The 25,810-nt window shown below is 45.1% G+C and carries 28 protein-coding genes; 2 read left to right on the top strand and 26 right to left on the bottom strand.

Annotated elements, in window-relative coordinates; translation table 11 throughout:
* The gene (locus WC441_01070) at window positions 1-1,008 is read right to left on the bottom strand and encodes a rod shape-determining protein (GenBank protein ID MFA5163100.1); all 1,008 of its coding nucleotides are present in this window, start codon (window positions 1,006-1,008) and stop codon (window positions 1-3) included.
* A gap of 139 nt (window positions 1,009-1,147) precedes the next feature.
* Here WC441_01070 and WC441_01065 point away from each other — a divergent pair, with 139 nt between their 5' ends.
* Window positions 1,148-1,660, top strand: coding sequence for a hypothetical protein (locus tag WC441_01065; GenBank protein MFA5163099.1), 513 nt, complete (start codon window positions 1,148-1,150; stop codon window positions 1,658-1,660).
* A gap of 68 nt (window positions 1,661-1,728) precedes the next feature.
* On the opposite strand, the gene WC441_01060 is transcribed toward WC441_01065, so the two are convergent.
* The 22 genes from WC441_01060 to secA all read right to left on the bottom strand — a co-directional run bounded on the left by WC441_01060 (window position 1,729) and on the right by secA (window position 21,540).
* Complete coding sequence (locus WC441_01060) at window positions 1,729-2,160, bottom strand: response regulator (GenBank protein MFA5163098.1); 432 nt, start codon at window positions 2,158-2,160, stop codon at window positions 1,729-1,731.
* A gap of 4 nt (window positions 2,161-2,164) precedes the next feature.
* Window positions 2,165-3,130 carry a dTDP-glucose 4,6-dehydratase gene (rfbB, locus tag WC441_01055; protein MFA5163097.1) on the bottom strand — a complete coding sequence of 322 codons (966 nt, stop codon included), beginning with the start codon at window positions 3,128-3,130 and terminating at the stop codon, window positions 2,165-2,167.
* Entirely contained in the window at window positions 3,127-3,525 is a 399-nt protein-coding gene (locus WC441_01050) for an HIT family protein (protein ID MFA5163096.1), read from the bottom strand. The genes rfbB and WC441_01050 overlap by 4 nt, the downstream gene beginning before the upstream one ends.
* Window positions 3,526-3,544: 19 nt before the next feature.
* Window positions 3,545-3,997, bottom strand: coding sequence for a dTDP-4-dehydrorhamnose 3,5-epimerase family protein (locus WC441_01045; GenBank protein ID MFA5163095.1), 453 nt, complete (start codon window positions 3,995-3,997; stop codon window positions 3,545-3,547).
* Between the two features lie 4 nt (window positions 3,998-4,001).
* A complete protein-coding gene (locus WC441_01040; GenBank protein MFA5163094.1) occupies window positions 4,002-4,985 on the bottom strand; it encodes a PfkB family carbohydrate kinase in 984 nt (327 codons plus the stop codon).
* 43 nt (window positions 4,986-5,028) lie between these two features.
* Entirely contained in the window at window positions 5,029-5,571 is a 543-nt protein-coding gene (locus tag WC441_01035) for a hypothetical protein (GenBank protein MFA5163093.1), read from the bottom strand.
* Between the two features lie 4 nt (window positions 5,572-5,575).
* On the bottom strand, window positions 5,576-6,388 hold the full coding sequence (mreC, locus tag WC441_01030) for a rod shape-determining protein MreC (GenBank protein MFA5163092.1): 813 nt from the start codon (window positions 6,386-6,388) through the stop codon (window positions 5,576-5,578).
* Window positions 6,389-6,399: 11 nt separating this feature from the next.
* A complete protein-coding gene (locus WC441_01025; GenBank protein MFA5163091.1) occupies window positions 6,400-7,443 on the bottom strand; it encodes a rod shape-determining protein in 1,044 nt (347 codons plus the stop codon).
* Between the two features lie 23 nt (window positions 7,444-7,466).
* The gene (gene proS / locus WC441_01020; protein ID MFA5163090.1) at window positions 7,467-8,903 is read right to left on the bottom strand and encodes a proline--tRNA ligase; all 1,437 of its coding nucleotides are present in this window, start codon (window positions 8,901-8,903) and stop codon (window positions 7,467-7,469) included.
* A gap of 82 nt (window positions 8,904-8,985) precedes the next feature.
* The gene (gene ruvA, locus WC441_01015) at window positions 8,986-9,567 is read right to left on the bottom strand and encodes a Holliday junction branch migration protein RuvA (protein ID MFA5163089.1); all 582 of its coding nucleotides are present in this window, start codon (window positions 9,565-9,567) and stop codon (window positions 8,986-8,988) included.
* 11 nt (window positions 9,568-9,578) lie between these two features.
* The gene (locus tag WC441_01010; GenBank protein MFA5163088.1) at window positions 9,579-10,811 is read right to left on the bottom strand and encodes a U32 family peptidase C-terminal domain-containing protein; all 1,233 of its coding nucleotides are present in this window, start codon (window positions 10,809-10,811) and stop codon (window positions 9,579-9,581) included.
* 6 nt (window positions 10,812-10,817) lie between these two features.
* The gene (locus WC441_01005; GenBank protein ID MFA5163087.1) at window positions 10,818-11,741 is read right to left on the bottom strand and encodes a M48 family metallopeptidase; all 924 of its coding nucleotides are present in this window, start codon (window positions 11,739-11,741) and stop codon (window positions 10,818-10,820) included.
* Between the two features lie 19 nt (window positions 11,742-11,760).
* A complete protein-coding gene (locus tag WC441_01000) occupies window positions 11,761-12,318 on the bottom strand; it encodes a LemA family protein (protein ID MFA5163086.1) in 558 nt (185 codons plus the stop codon).
* A gap of 17 nt (window positions 12,319-12,335) precedes the next feature.
* Complete coding sequence (gene ileS / locus WC441_00995; GenBank protein ID MFA5163085.1) at window positions 12,336-15,245, bottom strand: isoleucine--tRNA ligase; 2,910 nt, start codon at window positions 15,243-15,245, stop codon at window positions 12,336-12,338.
* 259 nt (window positions 15,246-15,504) lie between these two features.
* A complete protein-coding gene (locus WC441_00990; protein ID MFA5163084.1) occupies window positions 15,505-15,807 on the bottom strand; it encodes a hypothetical protein in 303 nt (100 codons plus the stop codon).
* Window positions 15,808-15,837: 30 nt separating this feature from the next.
* The gene (locus WC441_00985; protein MFA5163083.1) at window positions 15,838-16,284 is read right to left on the bottom strand and encodes an NUDIX domain-containing protein; all 447 of its coding nucleotides are present in this window, start codon (window positions 16,282-16,284) and stop codon (window positions 15,838-15,840) included.
* A gap of 4 nt (window positions 16,285-16,288) precedes the next feature.
* A complete protein-coding gene (locus WC441_00980; GenBank protein ID MFA5163082.1) occupies window positions 16,289-16,609 on the bottom strand; it encodes a MazG nucleotide pyrophosphohydrolase domain-containing protein in 321 nt (106 codons plus the stop codon).
* 1 nt (window position 16,610) lies between these two features.
* A complete protein-coding gene (locus tag WC441_00975) occupies window positions 16,611-16,877 on the bottom strand; it encodes a DUF3850 domain-containing protein (GenBank protein ID MFA5163081.1) in 267 nt (88 codons plus the stop codon).
* A gap of 1 nt (window position 16,878) precedes the next feature.
* The gene (locus tag WC441_00970; GenBank protein ID MFA5163080.1) at window positions 16,879-17,340 is read right to left on the bottom strand and encodes an NUDIX domain-containing protein; all 462 of its coding nucleotides are present in this window, start codon (window positions 17,338-17,340) and stop codon (window positions 16,879-16,881) included.
* A gap of 12 nt (window positions 17,341-17,352) precedes the next feature.
* Window positions 17,353-17,874 (bottom strand): inosine/xanthosine triphosphatase, encoded by a 522-nt coding sequence (gene yjjX, locus WC441_00965; GenBank protein MFA5163079.1) that lies wholly within the window; start codon window positions 17,872-17,874, stop codon window positions 17,353-17,355.
* An 18-nt stretch (window positions 17,875-17,892) separates the two neighbouring features.
* Complete coding sequence (locus tag WC441_00960) at window positions 17,893-18,729, bottom strand: BRO family protein (GenBank protein ID MFA5163078.1); 837 nt, start codon at window positions 18,727-18,729, stop codon at window positions 17,893-17,895.
* An 87-nt stretch (window positions 18,730-18,816) separates the two neighbouring features.
* On the bottom strand, window positions 18,817-21,540 hold the full coding sequence (gene secA / locus WC441_00955; protein MFA5163077.1) for a preprotein translocase subunit SecA: 2,724 nt from the start codon (window positions 21,538-21,540) through the stop codon (window positions 18,817-18,819).
* Between the two features lie 206 nt (window positions 21,541-21,746).
* On the opposite strand from secA, the gene WC441_00950 reads away from it, so the two are divergent.
* Window positions 21,747-23,720: a hypothetical protein gene (locus WC441_00950; protein MFA5163076.1), complete on the top strand. Its 1,974-nt coding sequence runs from the start codon at window positions 21,747-21,749 to the stop codon at window positions 23,718-23,720.
* 62 nt (window positions 23,721-23,782) lie between these two features.
* On the opposite strand, the gene raiA is transcribed toward WC441_00950, so the two are convergent.
* From raiA to frr, 3 genes are read right to left on the bottom strand one after another with little or no spacing between them, the layout of a single operon-like run.
* Window positions 23,783-24,106: a ribosome-associated translation inhibitor RaiA gene (gene raiA, locus WC441_00945; GenBank protein MFA5163075.1), complete on the bottom strand. Its 324-nt coding sequence runs from the start codon at window positions 24,104-24,106 to the stop codon at window positions 23,783-23,785.
* A gap of 17 nt (window positions 24,107-24,123) precedes the next feature.
* On the bottom strand, window positions 24,124-25,230 hold the full coding sequence (gene rseP / locus WC441_00940) for an RIP metalloprotease RseP (protein ID MFA5163074.1): 1,107 nt from the start codon (window positions 25,228-25,230) through the stop codon (window positions 24,124-24,126).
* Between the two features lie 14 nt (window positions 25,231-25,244).
* Entirely contained in the window at window positions 25,245-25,799 is a 555-nt protein-coding gene (frr, locus tag WC441_00935; GenBank protein ID MFA5163073.1) for a ribosome recycling factor, read from the bottom strand.
* Between the last annotated feature and the right edge of the window lie 11 nt (window positions 25,800-25,810).

The following is a 25,810-nucleotide window of genomic DNA, read 5'->3' as shown; positions in this document are numbered from 1 at the left end:
TTATTTGGTTGCCAAAATACTGCGTTTATAGGAATCTAAGTTCTCTAAAGCAATGCCTGTGCCTTTAACTACGCACAAGAGGGCGTCATCGGCAACATAGGCAGGAACGCCCATGGTGCGAGCGATCAGCTGGTCGATATTCCGCAATAAAGCGCTACCGCCAGATAAAATGATCCCCTTATCCATAATATCAGCCGCTAACTCCGGCGGCGTCTTGTGCAAGACTTTCTTGATGGCCGAAATAATCATCTCCAGCTCATTCTGGATTGCCTCAGTGACGTCATCACTGGAAACGGTTAGACTCCGCGGCAAACCAGTAGCGATATCTCGACCCCTGACTTCCATATATAATTTATCTTCGATAAACAAGGCGGAACCGATATTGATCTTGATTTCTTCAGCTGTCCTTTCACCGATAGCCAGATTATATTTGCGGCGGATATGTTCCAGGATGGAAGCATCAAAACGATTACCGCCGACCCGGACTGAAGAGGAAGCTACGATACCACCTAAAGAGATAACGGCCATTTCCGCGGTGCCGCCGCCGACATCAACGATCATGTGGCCAGTGGCTGAACCGATCGGGATATCAGCACCAATCGCGGCCGCTACCGGTTCTTTAATGATATAGGCCGCCTTAGCTCCGGCGGCAATAGTGGCTTCGATGACCGCCCGTCTTTCTGTAGAAGAAATACCGGCCGGAACGGCCACCATGACTTCCGGACGGAACAAGCGCACGCCGCCCAGGCTCTTGTTGATAAAATAACGGATCATCGCTTCCGTCGCCTTATAATCAGCAATCACCCCGTCTTTAAGAGGTTTGACCGCCATGATCGTATCCGGGGTTCGACCTAACATATCTTTAGCCTCATTACCGACGGCTAAGACTTTCCGATCATCTAAAGAAACCGCCACCACGCTGGGCTCATTGATAACTATGCCCCGTTTTGGCAGATGAACGAGCGTATAAGTTGTCCCGAGATCAATCCCGATCCGTTTGATAAACATAATTACTAATTTTAGCGACTTTTTAGGGATTAGTCAAATTTAGCTTAATTTGCTTAACAAAACCTTAAATATTGACATAAATAGATTTTTCAGTTAATATCAAACGATTACCAATTAGATCTTTCCAAAACCTCTAAACATGAAAACAGCTGAAGAATTCCTGAAAAACGTTGCCAGAGTCCACGCAATTATCAATGACATAATCGCTAGGGCAAATGCAGCCTTATCTGAAGAAAATCGCCGTAGCGGCGGTTACCTAACTATTCGACATGCCAAAACCGGCCAAATCGTCCTCATCCTGGCTTGCGGAATAATCCCTGAAGAAAAACAGGCCAGATATTTGCATCTGAGCCAAGAAAAAGGCCAAAGGTTATTCAATAATCCCGGACATTGTTTGTCCTGGGAAAGCCGGAACCCGGCTAACAATGAATTTGCCGGCGCCTTAAGAGGCTACCGCTACATCTATTCCTTTTCCGGCCATCAAGAAAATATTGATGAAGCGATCAGTCTGGCTGCCTTTTACTTGGTTGAATCGGTGGCTACAGCTTGGCCGGAAGACCCGGATATCAAGGTCGCTTTTAATCATGTTAAATTTCACCTCTTCGATCGCAATCCCCAGGCGGAACAAATACTGCGTTATTGTCTCCACTAACAAAAAAGCGTTATCCGCTCAAACGGATGACGCTTTTTAAAAAGCTTTAAATGCGGCTAACTACTAATCTATTCATCATAATCCCGATCGTCTTCGGTTTCCTCTTCCCTTTCCTTACTGGCATTACGGACGATCGATTTAACTTTCTCCACGAATTCATAGGTATCAAAATCCTCTTTGAAGAAGAAATAGTCAGCTCCCAGCTCTAGAGAACGATGCTTATTATCCTCATCGCTGATATCGGTAAAGACAAAAATCCTAGCTTCATTCAATTCCTCATCCTCACGGATTTTCTTTAAGACGTCAAAACCGTCTGAAGTCGGCAAAATCACATCTAAGACGATATAGTCGGGAGAAAAACGACGTAAGCGCTTAAAAAGCTCTTCCGGATCTTCTTCACCATTACTGGTTTCCACGATAAACTCTTCGGCGGCAAACTGGGCCTCTAGGGCATACAGGATATTAGTGTCATCCTCGATGATAAAAATTTTCTTGGACATATGATTATTTTTTTAACTTCTCCCACCATGAACGATTGGTGCTATACCAAGCCACGGTTTCTTTAAGGCCGGAAGCAAAATCCCGCCGCGGAGAAAAATTTAACTCATTTTTAGCTTTAGTAAAATCGATCGCATAACGCAGGTCATGGCCGGGTCGGTCACTGACATATTCTATCATCTCTTCTGTCTGCCCCATCAGGTCCAGGATTAACTTGGTAATTTCTAAATTCGTCTTCTCTTGATCACCCCCTAAACAATAGGTCTCACCTATCTGGCCCTGTTTAATAATCAAATCAACTCCATAATTATGGTCATCGACGTGGATCCAATCACGGATATTCGCCCCTTGCCCATATACTGGCACCTTCTTCCCTTCTAACAAATTGGTAATAAATAGAGGAATGAACTTTTCTGGATACTGGTAGGGCCCATAGTTGTTAGAACAATTGGAAATAGTAATCGGTAATTTATGGGTATGGAAATAAGCTCGAACTAGATGGTCAGCCGCCGCCTTTGAGGCGCTATAGGGTGAATGAGGGTCATAGGGACTCTTTTCTGTGAATTTAGGCGCTGAAAAATCTAAAGAACCGAAGACCTCATCAGTGGAGATATGATGAAATCTGATATTGCCATGATTCTTGGCAGCTTCTAGCAGCACTCTAGTACCCTCGATATTTGTCTTGATGAAGTCGGCGCTATTTTTAATGGAACGGTCGACATGGCTCTCCGCCGCAAAATGGACAATCAGCTCGACTCCGGTTAACAGGCTGTCAACTAGGGCTGCATCGCAAATATCGCCTTGGACAAAACGATAGTTAGGACGGTCAGAAACAGCTAACAAATTATCCAGGTTGCCGGCATAGGTCAAAAGGTCAAGATTAATAATTTCATCTTGAGGATATTTATCCAACCAATAACGGATAAAATTGGAACCGATAAAACCGGCACCGCCGGTAACCAGGATTTTCATAGACTAGTTAACTTATTTATTAAATCCTCCACTTCTCCGGGCTTATAATCATTCCCCTGCCAGAGAGTCAGGCCGTCATTTTCCGTCCGCGGAATCACGTGGAAATGAAGATGATTGACCACTTGCCCGGCTACCGGATCGTTATTTTCATTGACATTATAGCCGGCAATGCCAAGCTTATCTTTCAACAAACGTCCGACCTTCTTGACAGTCGATATCAACGCGGCCAAATCCTCGTCACTTATCTCCTCTAAATTAGCATAATGGCTTTTAGGCACAACTAAGGTATGACCCGGACTAGTCGGGTGATTATCTAAGAAAGCCAAGGTTTTTTCATCCTCGTAGACCCTGTAGGCTGGAATCTCTTGGCTAATTATCTGGCAAAAAACGCACATATATTATTTGAACCTTTAATTATTGAATCTTATAAGGGCTACTAGGATCTTTTTCCCAACGGATTTCATCCACCTCCTCTTGCTTATTCGGGCCCTTATATAACTTATCAGGCAAATTGATGCTCAGGGCTGCTTGCTCAGAAATACATTTATAGCCATGGACAACACCCGGGGGCACGATCACTAGGCAGGGATTCTTCTCTCCCACCTCCAAAACCAAGCTTTCACCTTTAGTTTCGGAATCATCGCGGCGATCCCAAAGATGGAGAGAAAAGCTCCCGGGCCCGATGAAGACAAAGGCGTCGCTCTGTGCTTTGTGTTCATGCGGTCCTCTTATAACTCCCGGCTTGGTTAGGCTGACATAGGACATTAGCGGAGAAAAATTCATCTCGTCCTGACGGAAAATCTCCATCAGCCAACCGCGCTCATCTTCATACCTCTCGATTTTTTTTATCACTACGCCTTTGATCATAAATTTATCTTAACTTAATCAAGCCAGTTTGCGCGCCTAGATGGGCGATCTTGGCTGCCGAATTCCTAGCCGCTAAACTTAAAGCCTTCTTGATATCGCCTTGGTATATTTCCAGACCCGCGATGACTGAAGAATTGAAAGCATCGCCGACGCCTGTCACGTCCACTCTTTTCTTTTCTTTGGCCGGCGTCTGGGCATAAACTTCGCCACCGTCATAATAATAGGCGCCGTGGCGGCCGTCGGTGATTACCAGGCGTTTCGGACCCAGGCTTTTGATAATCTGGCAAAGATTATGGATATCGTTAAAAAACTTATGGGTCGGACGCAAATGCTTGAACTTAGGCAGGCTGATAGCTAGCTCGACGGCTTCGTCTTTATTTAAAAATAAAAATTCAGTTTTTTGCAAGAAGGGTTTAAGGAACTTAGCGCCCGCTTTGATCTGCGCTTCTCCCGGATTCCAAGCGATCAAGGGCTTAGCGACCTTGAAGATAGCTTTAAGATTAGCGCTCCAAGCGCCGCTCAAGGAGGTGATATAGATCCATTTGCTCTTTTCCAATTGCCGTTGCTCGCTCGCGCTGATCCTGAGATCGCTATTAGCGCCCCGAGCAGAAAAAATAATCCTTTCCTTGCTCTTATGATCAATTAAGACGAAAGAAAAGCCGGTCTCCAGTGATTTGGAATAGGATAAGAATTTGACATCCACTCCCCTTTTCTTGAAATTGGCTCTAACTTTGGCGCCGCGATCATCTTTGCCTAAACAAACGAAGGTGGCACACTTTAGACCCAGGCCGGCGAAATTAACAGCCGCGTTAGCGGCGCCGCCGCCAAAACTCGGCCAAGAACGGTCGATCTTGACTTTGGCCCCAGCCTCGAAGGCAAGAAGATGCTGACGCAAGAGATCTTTAGGGTTATTGAGGCTCAAACCTTCGGCGGTATAGAAAATAATGTCTTCAGTCGCTCCGCCGACAGTAATCACAGAGTATTTCATAATATTTTAATCTTTATTTAGCTTTTATCATCATACACAAATTTCATTTTTTAGCCAAGAAAAAAGGCTTCAAACGATAGCTGAGCATATTCATCAAGTTGAAAAATAATAGGGTTAAGACGAAGCTGGCTAATACCTGCCAGAGCATCTGGCGCCACCAAAACCAATGTAAAAAAACAAAAACCGCCTTATCCGGCCCCCAGGCCGAGGCAAACATCAGTATCAAAGCACCTAAGATCCGGCTGACTACGATAGCGACGGCGCTCAGTACCACTAAAGAATAGAAGGAACGATTGGTCAACCAATTCACTAGCAAAAGATTCAAGACTAAAACGGATAGCAGAGCCAGGCTAAGATTGAAACCGAAAGGATTGAAAGAAAAAAAATCCAAAAATAGCCCGAGCATGAGAGCAAACACCAGGGCGTTATTCAAATCTAAAAAGAATAGGACGAAACTCAAGGCCAGGAAGACTAGATTAATCTGGCTCCAGACGCCAGGCAAAGAATCTAAAAAAGAAAGCTGCAGGATGGAAATCAGCCAGGCAGACAGGAAAAAAATTAAAGCGATGACCAGGCGGCGTCTCATAAGCTTAGGGGGTGATCACTGCCACCATCGTTAGGTTGTCCAAATTAAGTAAAGGTTCGATGTTAAGCTCTTGCCAGATTTCATTACTGCGATTATCAACCTGGATGACTTTGCCGATAACTAGACCCCTAGGAATGCTGCCACCTAAACCGGAGGTTATGACCGTATCGCCCAGATTAATTTTCTCGCTTTGGGGAATAAAGCTCATCTTGATGGTTAAGCCGAGATTGCCGTCGGTTAGCCCCACTGTCCTAGTCTGGTTCTGGACCGTGGCCGCTAGGCGACAATTATAATTAGTAATCAGACAGGCGCGAGACAAGCGATCCTTGGTTTCGGTTATCTTGCCGATAATCAAGCCATCCTCATTAACGACCGCTAAACCTGGGCGCAAGCCATCCTTGCTACCTTTATCAACCACTAAATCCTTTTCGGCTTCAGCCGCGCCAAGTAAAGCCGGCTGGGACACGACGTGGGCCATGACGTATTTATATTTCTCTGAAGCAAAAAAATTAAGCTGCTTGCGTAATTTGTTATTTTCATCCTCGAGCTCCCGGAGCTTGGCATTAGCTGCCGTTAAGCGCCCGACTTCCGCTTCGAGCTTAGCAATATCCAAGTCCAGGCTTTTTTGATGCCGGCGTTCACTGTAGGCGAAGCCCCAACGGACACTGAGGTCATGCCCGCTTTTAGCCAGCTTATTCGTGGTTTGGACTAAAAAATTTTCTACCGGATCAAGCCAGCCGATCTGGCCAAAAAAAATTAGCAGCCCTAAAGCGACCGCTAACAAAACCAACTTTCGTTTTTGCCAAATTCTCAACATAGCTGACAGCTTTAACGCTCGCTTTCGAGCGGTGAAGTTACTTTAGCGAGTAATTCTTTATCACTAATTAAGATACCCGTGCCGCGAGCGACGCAGGTCAAAGGATCGTCGACGATCTTAACCGGAATCCTGGCCGCCTGGGAAATGGCCTGGTCTAAACCGCGCAACAAAGCGCCGCCGCCCGACAAATGTATTCCTTTTTCATAGATATCCGCTACCAATTCCGGCGGCGTTGTTTCTAAAATTATTTTGATGTTCTCGATGATCTTATTGACTGTCCGGCTAATCGCCCCCCGGATCTGGGAATCAGTGACAATCACTGCCTTAGGTAAGCCATTGAGAAGATCTCGGCCTCTAACTTCGATTTCCTTCAGCTCTTTAATGGACACGGCGGAGCCGATCTTCACTTTGATCTCTTCTGCCAGCTGTTCGCCGATCAGGATGTTAAATTCTTCACGGATATATTCAATGATATTATTATCAAATTCATTACCAGCGACCCGCAATGATTTCCAGGCAACCACGCCGGACAAAGAAATGACGGCGATCTCGGTCGTCCCGCCGCCGATATCGACGATCATGGTGGCCGTTGCTTCAGTTACCGGCAAACGAGCCCCAACCGCCGCCGCCAAAGCTTCTTCTATCAGATAGACTTTGCGGGCACCGGCAGAACGAGCGGCATCTTCAACCGCTTTCTTTTCCACTTCAGTCAGATCTAACGGGATGCCGATGACCACTCGAGGACGAGGAACCAAAACGAAATTTTCGCTATGAACTTTATTGATGAAATACTTGAGCATCTTCTCGGTAATCTCAAAATCAGAAATAACGCCGTCAACCAAAGGCTTAATGGCTTCAATATGGCCCGGGGTCTTACCAACCATCTTCCGGGCTTCTTCGCCGACTTCTAAAATTTCATGGGTCCGCTTATTAATTGCCACCACGCTCGGTTCGTTGACCACGATGCCTTTATCGCTAACATAAACCAGGGTATTCTTAGTACCTAAATCTATTCCTAAATCATGGCTGAATTTTCCTAAAAGTTTTTTAAACATAATTAACTAATAAAAGAAAGGCTCTAATAGCATTTGGCAAAAAGCCAGTCATGTTTAGCGTCTTGGCCGCTAATGAAGCATTTCTGATGGCGCGGCTTAGAATTTGCCTGTTTGTCCAAAAGGACGCGTGAAACAATGCCGTATTTTTCTTTCAGCTGCTTTTCGGTTTCCGGATCTTCGCTCCAGCTCGCTTCGAACCAGCCGGTTTGATCTTTGATTTCCGACCAATCCTTGATGCGATGGATATGAGATCGGGAAAAATCGAAGGCTTGCCTATACAGATTCTTATGGATATCTTTCATCAGCTTAGCTAGATGCTTATTCAAATCGCTGAGAGCGATGCTTTCCTTGGTGTTGTTATCACGGCGGAAGACGGTGACTTTCTGACCATCCGCTTCCTGCGGGCCGATTTCTAAACGGACTGGCACGCCCCGCACTTCCCAATAGTTGAATTTAAAACCCGGAGTCTGGGAATCACGGCTGTCGATCTTAACCCGATATTTTTTCTGCAAAGTCTTGGCGATCTTCTCGCTATAGGCTAAGACCGACTGACGGCTAGCTTCATCCTTATAGATCGGCACCAGTACCACCTGGATAGGGGCGATATTCGGAGGCAAACGCAAGCCGTTGTCATCGCCATGGACCATGATGACCGCTCCGACCGCCCGCCAGGATAGACCCCAGCTGTTTTGGTGGCCAAAATGGAATTCGCCGTCCGCTCCGAGATATTTAACTTCAAAAACTTTAGCGAAATTAGTGCCTAGGTAATGGCTGGTAGCACCTTGGATGGCTTTACCATCTTTAGCCATCACTTCAGCCGTCAAGGTGCTAACAGCACCGGCAAATTTCTCACTTTCGGATTTCTGGCCGCAAAAAGCGGGGATAGCTAGATATTCATACAGATCCTTATAGATAGCCAGCATCTTCCGGACTTCTGCCCGCGCTTCATCTTCGCTAGCAAAAACCGTATGACCCTCTTGCCAGAGAAATTCGCTCCAACGTAAGAAAGCGCGCGGCCTCTTTTCCCAACGGACGACGTTCGCCCATTGGTTCAAACGCAAAGGCAAGTCCTTATAGCTCTGAATCCACTTAGCATAGGTTTTATACATCGCCGCTTCGCTGGTCGGCCGCACCGCCAGCTTGTTGGTCAGCTCTTCACCGCCGGCATGAGTGACAATCGCCAGTTCCGGTGAAAAGCCTTCGACGTGGTCCTTCTCTGCTTCTAAATTTTCTAAGGGGACGAAGACCGGAAAATAGACATTCTCTACCCCGTCAGCTGTAAAACGACGGCTCAACTCTTCCTTGATCAGCTCCCAAATTTTCAGGCCATAAGGCCGGACAATGCCGCAACCGCGCACCTCCGAAACCTCAGCTAATTCCGCCTCCTTTACCACATCCTGATACCAGGCGGGAAAATCGTCAGCTTGTTTGGTAATAGTTCTTTTTTCGTTAATGGCCATAGATTTATATCTCTTTATCCTAACTTAAAAACTACAGGCTGTAAAGTTAATTTTATTGACAAATTTTAAACAAAATAAACGCTTATTGGCGGGCTAATTTCGCTAAAGCGGCCTTCAAGCGCTCACCGCTGTCTTTTATTTCCGGGGCTACCGCGTTCAAAGCTTCACGGGCCTGCGCCAAAGAAAAACCCAAAGACATCAAGGCTTCCAGCTCGTCGCCGGTTCCTAGGCCGCTACCAGCACTCAAATCGAGACGGCCACCCAATTTAGCTACTTTGTTCTTCAGCTCCAGAACCACCCTTTCCGCCGTCTTCTTTCCGATGCCGGAGACCTTGGTTAAAAGATCGGCATTATCCCGGATAATCGCTTCCTTGATATCGCTAGCACTAGCAATCGCTAAAACCGCTAAAGCAGATTTCGGTCCAACCCCGGAAACCGATAATAGCAATTCGAATAATTCTAAATCTTCCTGGTTCTTAAAGCCATACAAATCGGAAGCGTCTTCCCTGACGACATGATAGGTATAAATTTCCGTTTCTTGTCCTGGTTTAAGTTCACTGGCTAAAGCTTCACTAATAAAAACCAGATAGCCGACGCCATTAACTAAGATGATGGCCTGATTAAGGCTCTTACTGATAACCGGTCCTTGAAGATAAGCAATCATAAAAAAATAATTTAAAGCTGCCTGCGCCAGACGCTACCGGCCGGCACTTCCGGGCAAGCGATCACGACCTGCTGGCCACCGCCGCCACCATGAGCCTCCTTAATCTTTTCCCGGCTATTGGCGTCAAACATTTCCTTGACTTTCACCTTTATTATATCATAGTTCGGCTTAATAATCTCTAGGTTTTTCCCAACTAAAATCGTATTATGAACCTTCACTAAAGCCAAGCCATCTGCCCAGGCTATTGTCTGCCCACAAAACTCCCAAGCGATCTTAGCATGGGAATCAAAAACATTCTGTTCCCCTTTCTCCCCCAGTAAAAACCCAGAAGTATAACCCCTATGAGCAATCTTGGTTTTAAGCTCCTGAAAAAAATAATTAATCTTCTTCTTAAAAGATGCCTGTCTTGATCGCCCGGCCCTTATCTCTAAAAGCGCCGCCTTATATATCCCGACCACCATGGCTAAATAATAGATGCTTTTAGCCCGGCCTTCGATCTTGAAGCTGCTGACTCCAGCGGTGGCCAGATCAGCTAAAGATTTTATCAAACACAGATCCTTGGAGTTTAAAAGGTAGGAACCGTGCTCTTCGCTGACCAACTCAAAACTCTCATCATGCTTTTCCGGGCGGATATTAATTTCATAGGGCCAGCGGCAAGGCTGGGCACAATCGCCTAAATTAGCGCTCCGATTAACTAATTCCTTAGATAAGAAACAACGGCCGGAATAAGCCATGCACATTGCCCCATGGACGAAATATTCTAATTCCATCTTGGGTACAAAGCGCTTAATCTCTTTAATTTCTTCTAGAGTCACTTCCCGACCCAAGATGATACGCCTCACCCCTTGCCCGGCCCAAAATTTTACCGCCTCTTTGTTGGTGCAATTAGCCTGAGTAGAAAGATGGATGGGAATTTTTGGACAATATTTTTTAGCTAAAGCTATAATTCCGGGATCGGAAATAATTAAAGCGTCAACCTGCAAACGGCCTAAGAGTTTTAAATAAGGCGGCAACTTCTTTAAATGCTTATTATGAGCAAAGATATTAACGGTAACATAAACTTTTTTCTTGAGTTGGTGGGCCAGTTTTATCCCTTCGCCCAAGGTTTTAAGGCTAAAATCATTAATCCTGACGCGCAAAGAAAAATCCGGGATGCCTAAATAGACCGCATCAGCGCCATATAAAAAAGCTGTCTTCATTTTTTCCAGGTTGCCGGCTGGGGCGAGGAGCTCTAATTTAGGCATATATATTTAAGAATTCATTCCCCTTAGGCGCTTAACCCTTTCCTCAATCGGCGGATGGGTCATGAACATCTTGGTAAACCAGCTGATCTTTTTCTGGGCGGGGCTATCTTCTTTAAAAGGAGAGGCGATAAATAAGTGAGCGGTGGCTCGGTTAGCTACTTCCAAGGGCTCTTGGTCTGAAGCAATCTTTTCCAAAGCTCTCGCTAAACCTTCCGGATATCTGGTTAAGAGAGCGCCATCAGCATCAGCTAGGAATTCCCTTTTGCGGGAGATAGCGAATTGCATCAGATAAGCGAAAAGTGGGGCTAAGACTGATAAAGCTAAGGCGACTAAACCCAAGATAAAAGCCAACTGATCGCCGCCCTCCCTGTCGTTCTGACGGCGACCGCCACCGAATAATGACCAGCGGCGACCATAGTCAGCCACTAAAACAACGACCCCGACCAAGACGGTGACCAAGGTGGCTAAGAGAATATCGCGATTGCCGATATGGGAAAGTTCGTGAGCGATGACGCCTTCAAGTTCGGCCTTGTCTAATTTTTGCAACAAACCGGTAGTAACTGCGATCACCGCATGTTCTTGATTGCGACCTGTGGCGAAGGCATTCGGGGCCGTGTCATCGATAATATAGATTTTAGGTACGGGCAGACCCGCCGTAATGCAAAGATTTTCCACGATATGATAGAGTTCGCGGGCGCTATCATGGTCGACTTCTTTGGCTCGGCTCATAGATAGAACCATCTTGTCGCTATACCAATAGCTGAAAAAACTGAAAAAGATGCTGAAGATTAGGGCTCCATAGAGGATATTGGAATCGCCGAAAGAATAGCTAAAAACATAGCCAATCAAGATGATGACGACCAGAAAGATGGCTAACAGCCACCAAGTCTTACGCCGATTAGCGGCGCTGTGCGTATAAAGGGAGGCCATATAGTTTTAGCGTCTAATCCTAGAATTTAACGGCTACCGGCTCTTTTTCTTTGGCATCAGCTACTTCAAAAAACTTAAAAGCACTGAAGCCTAACATCCGGCCAAAAATATTGGTCGGAAAAACTTGTAGCTTGGTGTTGAAGTCACGGACGTTGGTGTTATAGAACCGACGGGCAGCCATGATCTTGTCTTCCGTGTCGGTCAATTCCCTTTGCAATTCTAAGAAATTCTGGTTGGCTTTGAGATCGGGGTAATTTTCCGCGAGAGCGAAGATGGATTTAAGGGTAGAAGACAAAGCGTTCTCTGCAGCTAATTTTTTCTCCGCGTCTTCAGCTCCAGTATTCATCGCTTGGCTTCTAGCGGCAATCACTGCTTCCAAGGTGGCCCGTTCATGGGCGGCGTAGCCCTTAACCGTTTCGACTAAATTGGGAATTAAATCATAACGGCGCTTCATTTGCACATCCATGTCGCTATAGGCCTCGGCCACACGATTTTTTAAACGGATTAGACCGTTATATAAGGCGATGATTATCAGAGCGATCAGGACAATCACGCCGAGGATGATCCAGGTAGTCATAGTTTTGTTGTTAATTATTAATTTATTTTTATAAATAAGTTTATCGCCTGTCCTTCGATCTTCAAAGTCTTGCCGGCGGCGGCTTCGAAGTCTCCTTGTTCCAAACTATCCGCCAAGGTCTCTTTCATTATTTCCGACTTGGCCGCTTCAATGTCTTGGCTGAGTTCATCCGGGCCTTGATACAAAATCTGAATGCGATCGTTTAGGCTGAGTGACTTTTCTTTGCGCATAAGATTAATGAAACGGATAAGCTCCCGCTTGATTCCTTCTCGCCTTAATTCCGGAGTCAGCTCGGTATCAAGCTCTAGTTTCAAATGAGCACCCGAGACGGGACGGATAATCACTTCGTCGATATTGAGTTCATCTTTGATAACTTGAATCAGTTCCTCGCTTAGATCCACTTCACCGCTAACTGTAACCTTGCTTAACTTCTGCCTAATCTTAATGCCAGCCTCATCCCGCTTAGCTAGGCCTAAAGCGGAAATGTCACGGACGCTTGCCATCTCGGATAATATTTTTCCCGTAACCGCGTCGCTCGTTTGATATTCAGGCCAGGTTTGCAGATGGACCGATTGCTCAGGATCATTAAAATCGTAGCCATTTACCTTCTGCCATAGATTCTCAGCGATAAAAGGCATGAAGGGGGCCATTAACTTAGAAAGTTGCGAGAGAACATATTGAGTGGTGGCTAAGGCGCCTTGCTTGTCATCTTGATCTTCTGATTTAAAACGATCCCGGCTGCGGCGCAGATACCAAGTAGACAATTCGTCGATGAATTCGGTTATCGGCCGGACCGCCTTGGGCAGGTTATATGCTTCCAAAGCTTCCGTAACTTCCTTAACCAGAAGGTTTAATTTAGCCAGGATCCACAGGTCTAAGGCCTTAGTGCTTTTTACTCCTTTTGCCTGTTTATCAACCGCAAACATTTCATAGAAACGATAGACGTTCCATAAGACCATGATATTCTTGCGCAAGGATTCTTCCACTCCCCTTTCTGAGAAATTTATATTTTCGGCTTGCATGACAGGTGAAGCGGCGAGATAAGCGCGCAAGGCATCAGCTCCGTATTTTTCCATGACAAGCATCGGGTCGGGATAATTCTGTAAACGCTTCGACATCTTTTTACCGTCCTCGGCTTGGACAATGCCATTTACTAAGACGTTAGCGTAGGAATGTGAAGAAAATATCCCGCCAGCGATAACATGGAGATAATAAAACCAAGCACGTGTCTGGTCTAAGCCTTCAGCGATAAACTGGGCAGGAAAGTTCTGATCGAACTTAGCCTTATTCTCTTCCGGATAGTGAAGCTGGGCAAAAGGCATGGAGCCGGATTCAAACCAACAATCCAAAACATCCGGGATGCGTTGGATGGTTCCCTGGCATTTTTCACACTTGAAAGTGATTGGATCGACCTTATCTTTATGGATATCTTCAATCTTCTGCCCGCTCTTGGCTTCTAATTCCGCGACCGAAGAGATGACTAAGCGCTCACCGCATTCACACTCCCAAATCGGGATAGCGCTAGCCCAGAAACGCTGACGGGAAATCGACCAATCACGCGCACCTTCGAGCCAATTGCCAAAACGGCCTTCTTTGATATAGTTGGGCGACCAATTTATATTCTGAGCGCTTTGCAAAAGCTGGTCCTTAATCTTGGTCACGCTGACAAACCAGGAAGAAGTAGCGTAATTGATCAGCGGCGTATCGCAACGCCAGCAATGCGGATAGCTATGCTCATACTTTTCTTTATGGAATAACAAATTACGGGCCGCCAGATGCTTGATTATCTCCACATCGCTCGAACTGTGGTCGGCCAGGGGCTTAACGTGCAAACCGGCAAAATCCTTAACCTCTGCCTTAAACAGCCCATCCATGCCGACATGCTGGATGAAAGGCAACTGGCAGGCTTTTCCTAGATTCATGTCATCCTCGCCAAAAGCAGGGGCGATATGGACGACGCCGGTGCCATCGGTGGTCGTGACAAAATCAGCCGCATATATCTTCCAGCCGTTTTCGTGATTAGCCAGACTTTTATCCTTAAAATAATAATCGAACAAAGGCTTATATGAACGCCCGACCAAGCCTTGGCCTTTCAGTTCCTCAGTAATTTCAAATTGAGCGTCTTTTAAGACATCGCCTAAACGTTCTTTGGCTAAAATATAAAACTCTGACCCGAGCTTTATTTTCACATATTCGATTTCTCCGCCAACCGCCAAGGCGACGTTGCCGATTAGCGTCCAAGGCGTCGTCGTCCAAGCCAAGATATAGGTTCCAGGTTCGTCGCTTAATTCAAATTTAGCGATACAGGATAAATCCTTAATATCGCGATAGCCTTCGGCTACCTCTGACTGGGATAGGGTCGTCTCACAGCGCGGACAAATATGCATGGAACGATAATCCTTATAGATCAAGCCTTTATCCCATAATTGCTTGAAGGCCCACCAGATTGAATCCATGAAACTTAAGTCCATGGTACGATAGGCATTATCCATATCCGCCCAACGGCCCAAGCGGCTGATGACTTTCTTCCATTCATCGACATAAGTTAAGACCTTAGAACGGCAGAGGTCGTTAAATTTAGCTACGCCTAGATCGATAATTTCCTTCTTAGTCTTGGTGCCCAGTTCTTTCTCGACGATATTTTCGATCGGCAGGCCATGGCAATCCCAACCCCACTTGCGGTCGACGTGATAGCCGCGCATGGTGGCGTAACGTGGGATAATATCTTTCATGATGCTCGCCACAATATGGCCGTAATGGGGGGTACCGGTAGCGAAAGGCGGGCCATCATAGAAAACATAATCTCCTCGGGGCGATTCTTGGTGCAAGCTTTTATTAAAAATGTCATGCTTTGCCCAAAAATCAAGGACTTGTTCCTCCATCTTGGGAAAAGAATTATCATTCGTCTTTTTTGGCTCAGTCTGCATATTTATTGATAAATTTTTAATAGATTTGACTTATAAACAGGCTATAGTATATAATATAGGTAACAACCAGTCTTTTCAGATGCTTTCGTTTATGTTTTGTCAGTTTGCCATGTATTGATTTAACCTGCTTTGTTGATTTATTTATGTTCAGTAAGTTCGACTGGTTGTGTCGTTCCTTCTCTAAAGCGCCGTCTCTTTTGCTTTATTTCTTAGGTTTGTTTCCAAATTTAAAAGCAGAAGACGGCGCTTTTAAATTTGCTTAACGTTTTCTCTTCTTAGATCTCAAGATTTCGTTAGTAATCGGGGAATTAATGTCTGACCAAGGATCATCTTTCTCATAGAGATCATGCAACTTTTTTTCGGCCGCGGCAATTTCTTCCGCGCGTTTTTCATCATCAAGGGCTTTTAATTCGGCCTCCCAAGTTCCACGGTTTAAAGTTTCCTGTATCTTCTTCTCTTCTTCTTCGCGATCTTGCGCGGCTTCAGCTTGCGCTTCGCTACGGGCGTCACGATCGGCTTTTTCAAACTCCGGTATTAAGCTAAATTGTTCTCCTGCTGTCATATTTTTAAACTTTTTATATTACTTTGAAGATTATACGGAAACCAAGCTGCCTGATAGGTACTGCCCCACCCTCTCCTGCTGGCGCTTAATGCCATCGGGATGAGCGATAAATTCCTCGGGAGTCATCAGAAACCATTCGACGCCTTCATTGCCGAAGACGATATCTTCAGGCCCAGAATTTTTAACTTTAGCGACTATAAAGAAGGATTTTTTCTCCGGCGTCATTACGCTCGGGATGGTGCAGGAAAATTCAATTTCTTCTCCTTCGATATCGAGGCCGAATTCTTCCTTCACTTCCCTCTGGAAAGTAGCAAAGGGCGATTCACTAACCTCATGTCCCCCGCCGGGTAAATCAAGACATAGGGGCGAATCACTGGTTTTATCATCACGACGATAGACCAGCATTTTATCGCCCAAGAAAACTATTCCCTTAGCACCATTGAAATCTACTTCTTTAAAGGTATCCTCATGTATCATATCCTTAGCTCCTTAACCTTATCTTCTTAATCTTATCTTCTAGAGCCTGCTCGATATCGACTTCCATAGTATCAGCTAACAGGAGTGTAGTGATAATTACGTCAGCAAACTCGTCGGATAAATTATTCCGATCATGCTTATCCAGCTTATCTTGCCGTTGCAAAGAACTAAAACTCAAAACTTCATCGCATAATTCTCCTAATTCTTCCGTAATCTTGACGGTTCTAGCTAAGATGCGCTTTTCATCATCGATATAATTACCATAACGCTCGCGCAAACGCTTGTCTTCTTCTTTAATAAATTCTTTTAGATCGTTAAATTGCATATTATTCTAAGGAAATAATTTGAATACCTTTTTCCTTAATCTGGTCTTCTGGCCAAAATAAATCGTCTATCCTAAATTCCCCGACGTAGCTTACTTTCTTTTCGGTCTTTCTGCCTGTGTATTCTTTAGTAGCTGGATCCCATTCTTCGAGCACTAAAACATCGCCCTCCTGAACTTTAAAATCATTGAGGCGCAACTCATATTTTTTCTTGCCTGAGGCTACTGGCTCAAAATATTCCGGCCAAATTTTTTTATTAATAATTGCCATATTATTTTGCACAACATTCTAAATATTTCTTACCACTGCCGCAAAGGCAGACCGGATTCGTTTCTAAAAAATTCCTCACAGCTGGAAAAATATTCTCTGGCAAATCAGCTAGGGGCCACCATTTGATATCGGCAAACTTATTCGGCTCCATCAGCTTTTCCTGGCCACTATATTTTAAGGCCTTGAGATGTACAGTTATATAGTGTTTTGTTTCGGTTTGATAAACATCGCTGGTTACGCCCATCACTTCAATCTCGGCGACGTCGATATTCGCTTCTTCTTTGGCTTCTTTGGCCGCTGAATCAAAGAAACTCTCACCGTATTCGATGTGGCCTCCAGGCGGACACCAGAAACCAGGGGCGTGCGTGGCCGCCCGCAAAAGCAGAAGAATTTCTTTCTGATTATTGATGATATAAACACCAACACCGCCACGCGGCCTCAAATCTTTATTTGCTTCAGTCATAATTATTTTAAATTATTTCTCCACATGAATGAGGGCGGTTCTGATAGCTTCTTTGGTGTATTCTTTCCTAGTCAACCTACCTTTAGTCATGATGCCAACCAAACCTTCGGCTGACCCGACCTTCAGATTATCGGTGAAGCCAGAGCGATAGGCGGCGTCGTTCATGTCCAAGCCTTCGCGCAACATCATTTCAGTTACTTTTTTGGGCGCCTCCCAGGCTGAAGACAGGCCAAGATGATATTCTTCTCCATCAAAGATAGCACAAACACAAACATCCATATAACCTGATTTGGTGTTAGGAACAGCCATCAAGCCTGATTCCATCCCGAAACTATATTGGCAGTTACTAAATGAATTCTTAGCTCGATTCATAGCCCCTTGCACGGTCTCGTCCAAAGACTTCGGCTGGTCGCTAACTCCAGAGGGTGTTTCCACTATAGTCAACTCCGCTCCTTTAAAATCAGGATAATCTGAAAGAATCTCTTCTAAGGCTTGAACTTTAACGGGATTTTTCGAACCGACATTTATTTGCATATTATTTCTCAGGATATTTCATTTTAGCTTCTTATTCTCGGCCGGTAAAAACTTATTTCTAGAAATAACCGAGCGATCAAGCTGTTTTTCTAATTCCTGTCTAGCTTTGCCAGCCACTCGGCCGCCTTTTTTGGCAACCTTTCTATTCTTGGAAAAAGTGTCAGGCAATTCTTTCTTGGAAATTTCAGTCGTAGAAGTTTCCGCCAGCATATTCAAGACTAATTCCAAGTTAGTCATGTTATCCCGTAAATTCTCCTTCTTTAAATCTTTTATCTTCTTATAATCCTTAACCTTGATTCCGGCCCAAGCAAAAGTGATATCATCAGTAAGAATAGCAAACTCATTATTCTTAACTCCTCTAGCGCTCCATTCATTAGTTAAATCTTTCCTGATTTCAATGCTTTTCAGTCTTAAGTCAACCCACTCTTTAGAATAACCTTTCTTTAAATAAGTCGCCATTGCCCTCTGGATGGCCTTTTCCGGATCTTCAACCTCTTCGACTCTTTCATAACCGACCCGAGCTAACCAAAGCTTGGATGGCTCAGCTTTAGGAGACGGGATAGACTGGATGATACGGAAAACTGTCTCCGTGTCGGCGGCATCGGATAAATAATATTTGCCATCTTTAGCTAAAAATTTCAGTTTTCGACAATTTGTCGATAACTCAACTCCGGCCTCGCTCTTAACACGAATTTTCATCTTATACCAATAGTCATTAGGATCAGCACTTCCAGTCAATACGGCTATCACATCGACTACCGCAAAATACCACTTCTCTTCCGCTTCATTCCAAGAACGCCTGATTTCTTGCCCAGAAAAAAGGGCGATTTCTTTTTTAGATTCTTCTTTTTTCATAGTTTTAATGATTAGTAAATTATACCAATCATTATAGCAAAACCATCATTAAGAAAAGTTAAATTTTTTATAAAGAATAAAAATAATTTATTTCCCACAGCAATGCTTATACTTCTTCCCACTACCGCAAGGACAAGGGTCGTTCCGGCCGACCTTATGGCCGCTTTCATCTTTTACCTTCTCCTTAACCAGGTCAATCGTATCATTATTTCTTGCCTGTCTATCCATCTCTTTGGCCGCGCCCTGGAAATTTAGGGGCCGCTCGCTCTCACCTTCAGCCATGAGACTGACTAAATTGGGGGTAGCCGCTAAAGCGGCCGCAGTCTTATAGATAGAATAGACAATCTGTTTCTGGATCAAGTCATTTAACTCATGATAGAGGCGATAGGCCTCTTTTTTATATTCTACCAAAGGATCCCTTTGTCCATAGCCTCTTAAACCGATGCCGCGGCGGAGATAATCCATGGTTTCCAAATGTTCCACCCACATCTGATCGATCGAACGGATGAGCACACCTTTTTCCACTTCAGAAAAATCTATATTAGATTGTTTAAACTTATCACCTAATTCCGCGTAGGCTTCCCGGCTGGCGCTTATTAGATTATCAATCATCTCCTGGCGCAGCTTGTCTTTATGACCATCACCTTTAGCGATCTTTTCCAGTTCTAAGCGAAGACCGGGCTCGGCGTTAAAAAGGCTACGCATCGTTTCATAGATTTCAGTCACATTCCAGCCCTCAATCTGGTCGCCGGCCGTATGGAAATTCACCACGGCCATGATTTCTCCCTGGACCATCTCTAAAACGATATCACCTAAAGTCCTAGCCTCTCCGTTCTCATCGGGGGCTTCATTATTTTTTTCGCCGATTTCCAAAATCTCCCGGCGGCGGCGATAGATAGCTTCGCGATGTTTGTTAATCACGTCATCATATTCAACCAAGTGTTTTCTTAAATCAAAGTTATTACCCTCAACCTTCTTCTGGGCGGATTCGATAGAGCGAGAAATCATCCGATTCTCAATCGGCACATCAGCCGGCACCCGTAAGGTCTTCATCAGATTGCGCATGCGATCGCCCCCGAAAATCCTCATCAGATCATCATCGGTAGAGACGAAGAATTGCGAAGAACCAGGATCGCCTTGGCGTCCCGCCCGACCGCGCAATTGGTTATCAATGCGCCTGGATTCATGGCGCTCGGTACCGATAACATGCAGACCGCCTAATTCCCGGACGGCCGCCTGCTCTTCTTTTTCCGGCGGATTGCCACCCAAGATAATATCGACGCCGCGGCCCGCCATGTTAGTCGCTAAAGTTATAGCACCACGCTTGCCGGCCTGAGCGATGATTTGAGCTTCCTTAAGGTGGTTCTTGGCATTAAGGACTTCGGGATGTAAGCCCTCTCTTTCCATCATATCCGCTAAGACTTCATTCTTTTCGATTGAAATGGTGCCGACGAGCACTGGCTGGCCCTTCTGGTTACGTTCTTTGATATCACGAATGACCGCCTTGAACTTATCCTCTTCGGTCCGATAGATCAAATCGTTAGCATCCTGCCTGATATTCGGCTTATGGGTTGGGATAACGATCGTATCTAATTTATATATCTTGTGGAATTCTTCTGCCTCGGTTACGGCCGTACCGGTCATGCCGGCTAATTTATCATATAAACGGAAAAGATTTTGGAAAGTAATCGTCGCCATCGTCTGGGATTCTTTCTGGACCTTCACGCCCTCTTTAGCTTCAATCGCCTGGTGCAAGCCTTCGCTATAGCGCCGACCGGGCATCAAACGGCCGGTGAATTCATCAACGATGATGATTTCGCCGTCTTTGACGACATAATCTTTATCTTTCTTGAAAAGCACCCGAGCCTTAAGGGCCTGCTCCATATGATGGACTTCTTTGACTCCGCCGGCGATATAGATATTTTCCACTCCCAACCATTTTTCCATCTTAGCGATGCCATTTTCCGTCAGGGTCGCCGCCTTCATCTTCTCGTCGACATTATAATCTTCATTTTCTTCCAACCTTTCCACCAGCTGGGCGAATTTAAAATAGCGGTCGGTAGATTCTTCAGCTGGAGCAGAGATAATGAGCGGGGTACGCGCTTCATCGATTAAAATCGAATCAACTTCATCGACGATCGCGTAATTAAGAGGACGCTGGACAGTCTGGCTCAGACTCCCAACCATATTATCCCGCAAGTAATCAAAACCGAATTCATTGTTAGTGCCATAGGTAATATCACAGCGATAGGCATCCCGGCGCGGCAGGCGGCGAAAATGCTGCAGACGAGAATCGAATTGGGTTTCATCAATATATTCAGGATCATAAATATAGGCATTCTCATGGATAATGACGGAAGTAGACAGCCCGAGAGCATGATAGACTGGAGCCATCCAGCCGGCACCGACTCGCGACAAATAATCATTAACGGTTACTAAATGAACTCCTTTTCCGCTTAAAGCATTAAGATACAAAGGCAGGGTGGCCACTAAAGTCTTGCCTTCACCGGTCTTCATTTCTGCAATCTGGCCGCGATGCAAAACGATGCCGCCGATTAATTGCACTTCATAATGTCGCTGGCCCAATATTCTTCGAGCCGCCTCCCTGATTACGGCAAAAGCTTCGGGCAGAATATCGTCTAGAGTTTCTTTTTCTAAGCGTTGTTTAAGGGCTGGGGTCTTGGCTCTTAGTGCCTCATCGGATAAAGACTGCAAGTCTGGTTCCAAAGCGTTGATCTTATCTAAAATCGGCTTCATTCCTTTAATGATCTTGACATTAGGATCGCCCATTATTTTGCTGAGTAAACCCATAGATATATAAATAGTTTATAAATCAAAAAATTGGAAAATATAGATGATTTTCCTAAATTTAGTATAATATGCTTTGCTTATTTAATAAATATTGACAAATTTTGATTAATATTATAATATTTACGAATTGTTTAGCCCTTTAACAACACTAAATAAAATCAATAATAATTACCTAAAATTAGACAAAAACCCAAAAAAATCAGCACATGAAGAAAAAAACCAATGTAGTTGTTAACCCTTTCTGGCCTAACCCGGAAAGTTTATCAAGGATTAACATAGTTAATCCGCAGGACTTCTCCCTGCCCAGTATCATTTCGACCATTAAAAAATCCGGACTATTGCCGGACTCTTTCGGTCTCACTAACCCCCGGGAAATCAGGCTCAGGAATGAGATATCCCGCTTTCTCCTCCAATCTCCCGGAGCCAGAGAAAAAATCGATAAATGGCTCGAAGCTGCCAAAAATTTCAACGGCCTGCCAAATAATGAAGATGAATTTCTTCGTATCTACGGGCAAGAAAACAACCCCTACTGGGAGATGGTCGAATCCATCATCCTGGAATTAGACAGTCCCGACTCCCCGGCCAGGATTAAAGGTTGGGCGGAAAAGCTGAAAGCGGAAAAAGCTATCCTATCGGAAACGGAAAAGGCAATGGCTGCCAGAATTTCCAAGAAACTGGAAAGCGTCACGGAAATGGAAGGAATCTTAGAATTCAACCCCTTCGTTTACAACTCCGAAGCGGATATGTTTATCCGGGGACGTAAAGCTTATTCGGCCAAATGGTCATCCGGCTACAAAGTAAATGCGCCCGAATGGACGAAAAACCTCTTCTGCCGCTTGACCGGAATCAAAAAGCTGGCCACGAAGATCAAAACTGAAACCGTCAGAATGAATGCCTATCGTTCAGCCGCCGTCCTGCACTTCCCCAGCTGCCTGGAAACTGACATCAAATCTGGCGTCAGGAGCCTGCTCACTCCTCCCACCGATTGGCGGGATATGAGCGAGGAGATTAGCGAAAGCGACAGGAAAAAACGTGACAAATTGAGGAAGGAAATCATAGACCTTAACAGGAGTTTAGAGACATCCGGCCTGATCATGACTATTTACTTCCGCTACGACTCTCACGGCCTGACTATCAGGGTTATCGGACTGAAAAATAATGTGCGTAACGCCAGCTTTGAACTGCATTACCGTAATTTTGACGGCTATACTGACAAAGAAAAGAAAATAGCCGCTTCCATCGAAGCCAAGATGTCGGAAAAGCTGAGCCACGTCAGAGAAATGTACGGGGTATTACCGTTTTACGAAAAAATGCAAAAGCGTTTCGAACTTTTCAACCGGACGATCAGGATACCCTCCACCATGACCGATTCAGAATTCAAATGGTATGCAATCTCTAACCTTTACCACTTGAAGGAAAATGTTTTCAGCTACAAACATCTGCTTAACCAGCGGATGGCTTTAAAGCAATCATTGCAACAGCTCTCCGACCTGAACCGGGTGATTGAAATCTTTATCAAAAAATCCGAGGAACTTTCGATTCCTTTATGCGTACCGGAAATCAGGGATAGCGGCAAAATCGGAGTATCCTTCAACGGTTTGGCTCCCATTAACATGATGGGGCAAAACAAGAAGATGATTCCTTTCGACCTGCCGACTATCAACGGCCAAATGATCTGCCTGACCGGCCGTCACGGTGGCGGCAAAAGCGTCACCGGCAAAAGCGTGATTGAAAATATCTATCTTGCCCAATCGGGACTGCCAGTCTTTGCCAAAAGTTTCTCTCTGGATGTCAAAACCGTCCTGGGTTCTGTAACTAACGATGAGGGCGAGGGCTCAACTGCCACCGTCTTTGTCAACAAAGTCAAAAACCTTTTGGAAGAAATCCATAAGGTGCCCAAAGAACAATCTCTGGTCTTTATCGACGAAATCGGTAAAGGCACCCAGGAAGATGCCGGCTTCCGTTTAGGGAAAATGATTCTCAGTGTCCTCCAAGGCAAACAATTCAGCGTCATCTTCAACACCCAGATCATGGGTTTGGCTGAATACGCCAAGGATAATCTTGGCGCCCTCTGCTTGAAAGTTGATAAGAACCATCGCTTTTCCGAAGGAATCGGCGACGGCCAGATGGATGAACTGATCAAAGAAAGCGGACTGGATCATTTCCTGGTGAAGAACTAATCGTACTTTATTAATATGACAAAAAACCCTGCAAACAATGCAGGGTTTTTCTATAGCTATAGCTATTTTCCTCTTTTCTTATCCCGATTCTTCTCTCGATACTTCTTAATAACCAGTTCCAAATGATCCTTAACCTTATCAATGGCCTTGTACAGATCCTTCTCCACTTTTTCTACCCGCAGAATCTCGCGCGGCACCTGGATGTTGACCTCCGCCCGATAAATCTGGCCCTTGTGTTGGCCGCCGACCGCTTTCTCGATCTCTACATCGCAGTTTATCACCTCTAAATCTCCTAAATACTTATCGAGCATGTCCATCTTGTCCTGGAAATAATCACGGATAGCGTCGGTCAATTCTAAACGTGTTGACTTGATGTTAATGTTCATAAATTTATATTTAATTATTAATTGAATATCCTGAGCACGTCTTTGATAGTCACCCAGATAATCAGCATCATAAGCAGGATAAAGCCGATATTGTGCATGGCGGCTTCAAATTCCCTCTTAACCGGCCGGCCCTTTATCTTCTCGATCACGAGAAAGAGCAAACGTCCGCCATCAAGGGCGGGAAAAGGAAAGAAGTTTATGACCGCCAGATTCAAAGATAGAAGAGCGGTGAAATTCAAGAGATAGACGAGGCCGACCCGCGCTACGTCTCCAGTCATCTGGGCGATGCGCACCGGGCCGCCAACGGCTTCACCCACGCTCTGGCCAGTCACTAAATTACGCAAGAGCTCAAAGAAGGCTACGATAATCAGCCAGAGGACGGAAAAAGTATATTTAAAGCCTTCGGCAATCGCTTTATACCAAGGATAACGGACAATCTCGATCTGTCCGAGGCCGACTCCGATTAAAGCCTTATCATCCTTTACTTCGGCTTTAATATTTATCTTAACTATTTCCCCTCCCCTCTTTACTTCTACGTCAAAAGGCTGGTCTTTCTTTTGACTGATGAAATTCTGGACTTCACTGACTTGGGAAAAAGCTTGGCCATCAAGGCTGACTATCAGGTCGCCGGCTTTGATTCCGGCTTTTTCTGCTGGACTCTTAGCCATAACTTCTTCGATTTGCACCTGGCCCTGGCTATCCGTCGCTTGGGGCGCGCCGATCATAAAGCAAGCAGAAAAGAGGACGAAAGCTAAAAAGATGTTCATGATGACTCCGGCCGCCAATATCAAGGCTCTTTGCCAAATCTTCTTAGAAACGAAGCTATCTTTCTCGCTCAGACCCTCGCCGTTCTCGCCTTTTATCTTCACGAAACCGCCGATCGGGATCCAATTCAAGGAATAGACTGTTCCGCGTTCACTCTCAGCCTCGGTCAAAGCCCTCTTGCCCCGTATGAAATAAAAGCGGCCAGATTTAAACTGCCAGCCGAATACCCGGGGAGGAAAACCGAAGCCGAATTCTTCAGCCTTCACGCCCAGACGTCTGGCGGTCCAAAAATGGCCAAGCTCATGGGCAAAGACTAAAACTGACAATACAATAATGAATATGATAATCGTAAAAAACATAATAAAAGCTAAATTTAGATTTCCATAATATCTTTCTCCTTACGGTCCTTGATTTCTTTTAATTCTTCATTCTTCTTGGCCGCAAACTCATCTAATTCTTTAATGAAACGGAATTTTTCATCTTCGCTGATTTCTTTGGCGCCAAAAGCGGCTTCAATCTTAGATTTCACTTCTTCTCTGGCCTGGCGCAAGACGATCCGGCTCTTCTCCATCTTCTCACTCAGGCGCTTAGCTAATTCTTTACGGTTCTCTTCGGTTAAGGCCGGTACGGTCAAGCGAATTTTATCGCCTTCATTCACTACCCCCAGGCCTAAATCAGCCTCAATAATCGCTTTCTCAATCGCCTTGAGGACAGTCTTGTCCCAAGGAGCGATAACGATACTCCGAGCATCGCTAACGCTGATATTACCCACGGCATTCAGCGGATTTAAAACGCCATAGGCCTCGACCTGAACACTGTCTAAAACTGCCGGATTAGCCCGGCCAGTCCGCAAAGTCGCGATTTCTTTCTTAAAAAATTCTAAAGCTTGGGCAAAGTCAGCTTGTTTGTCATTTAAATATTGATTCATATGATAGATAT

The sequence above is a fragment of the Patescibacteria group bacterium genome, from assembly GCA_041651355.1.
Taxonomy (GTDB): Bacteria; Patescibacteriota; Patescibacteriia; order Patescibacteriales; family UBA12465; genus JAPLVX01.
Note: the sequence above shows the minus strand (reverse complement) of the source record. Positions and strands in the feature narration are given on the sequence as shown.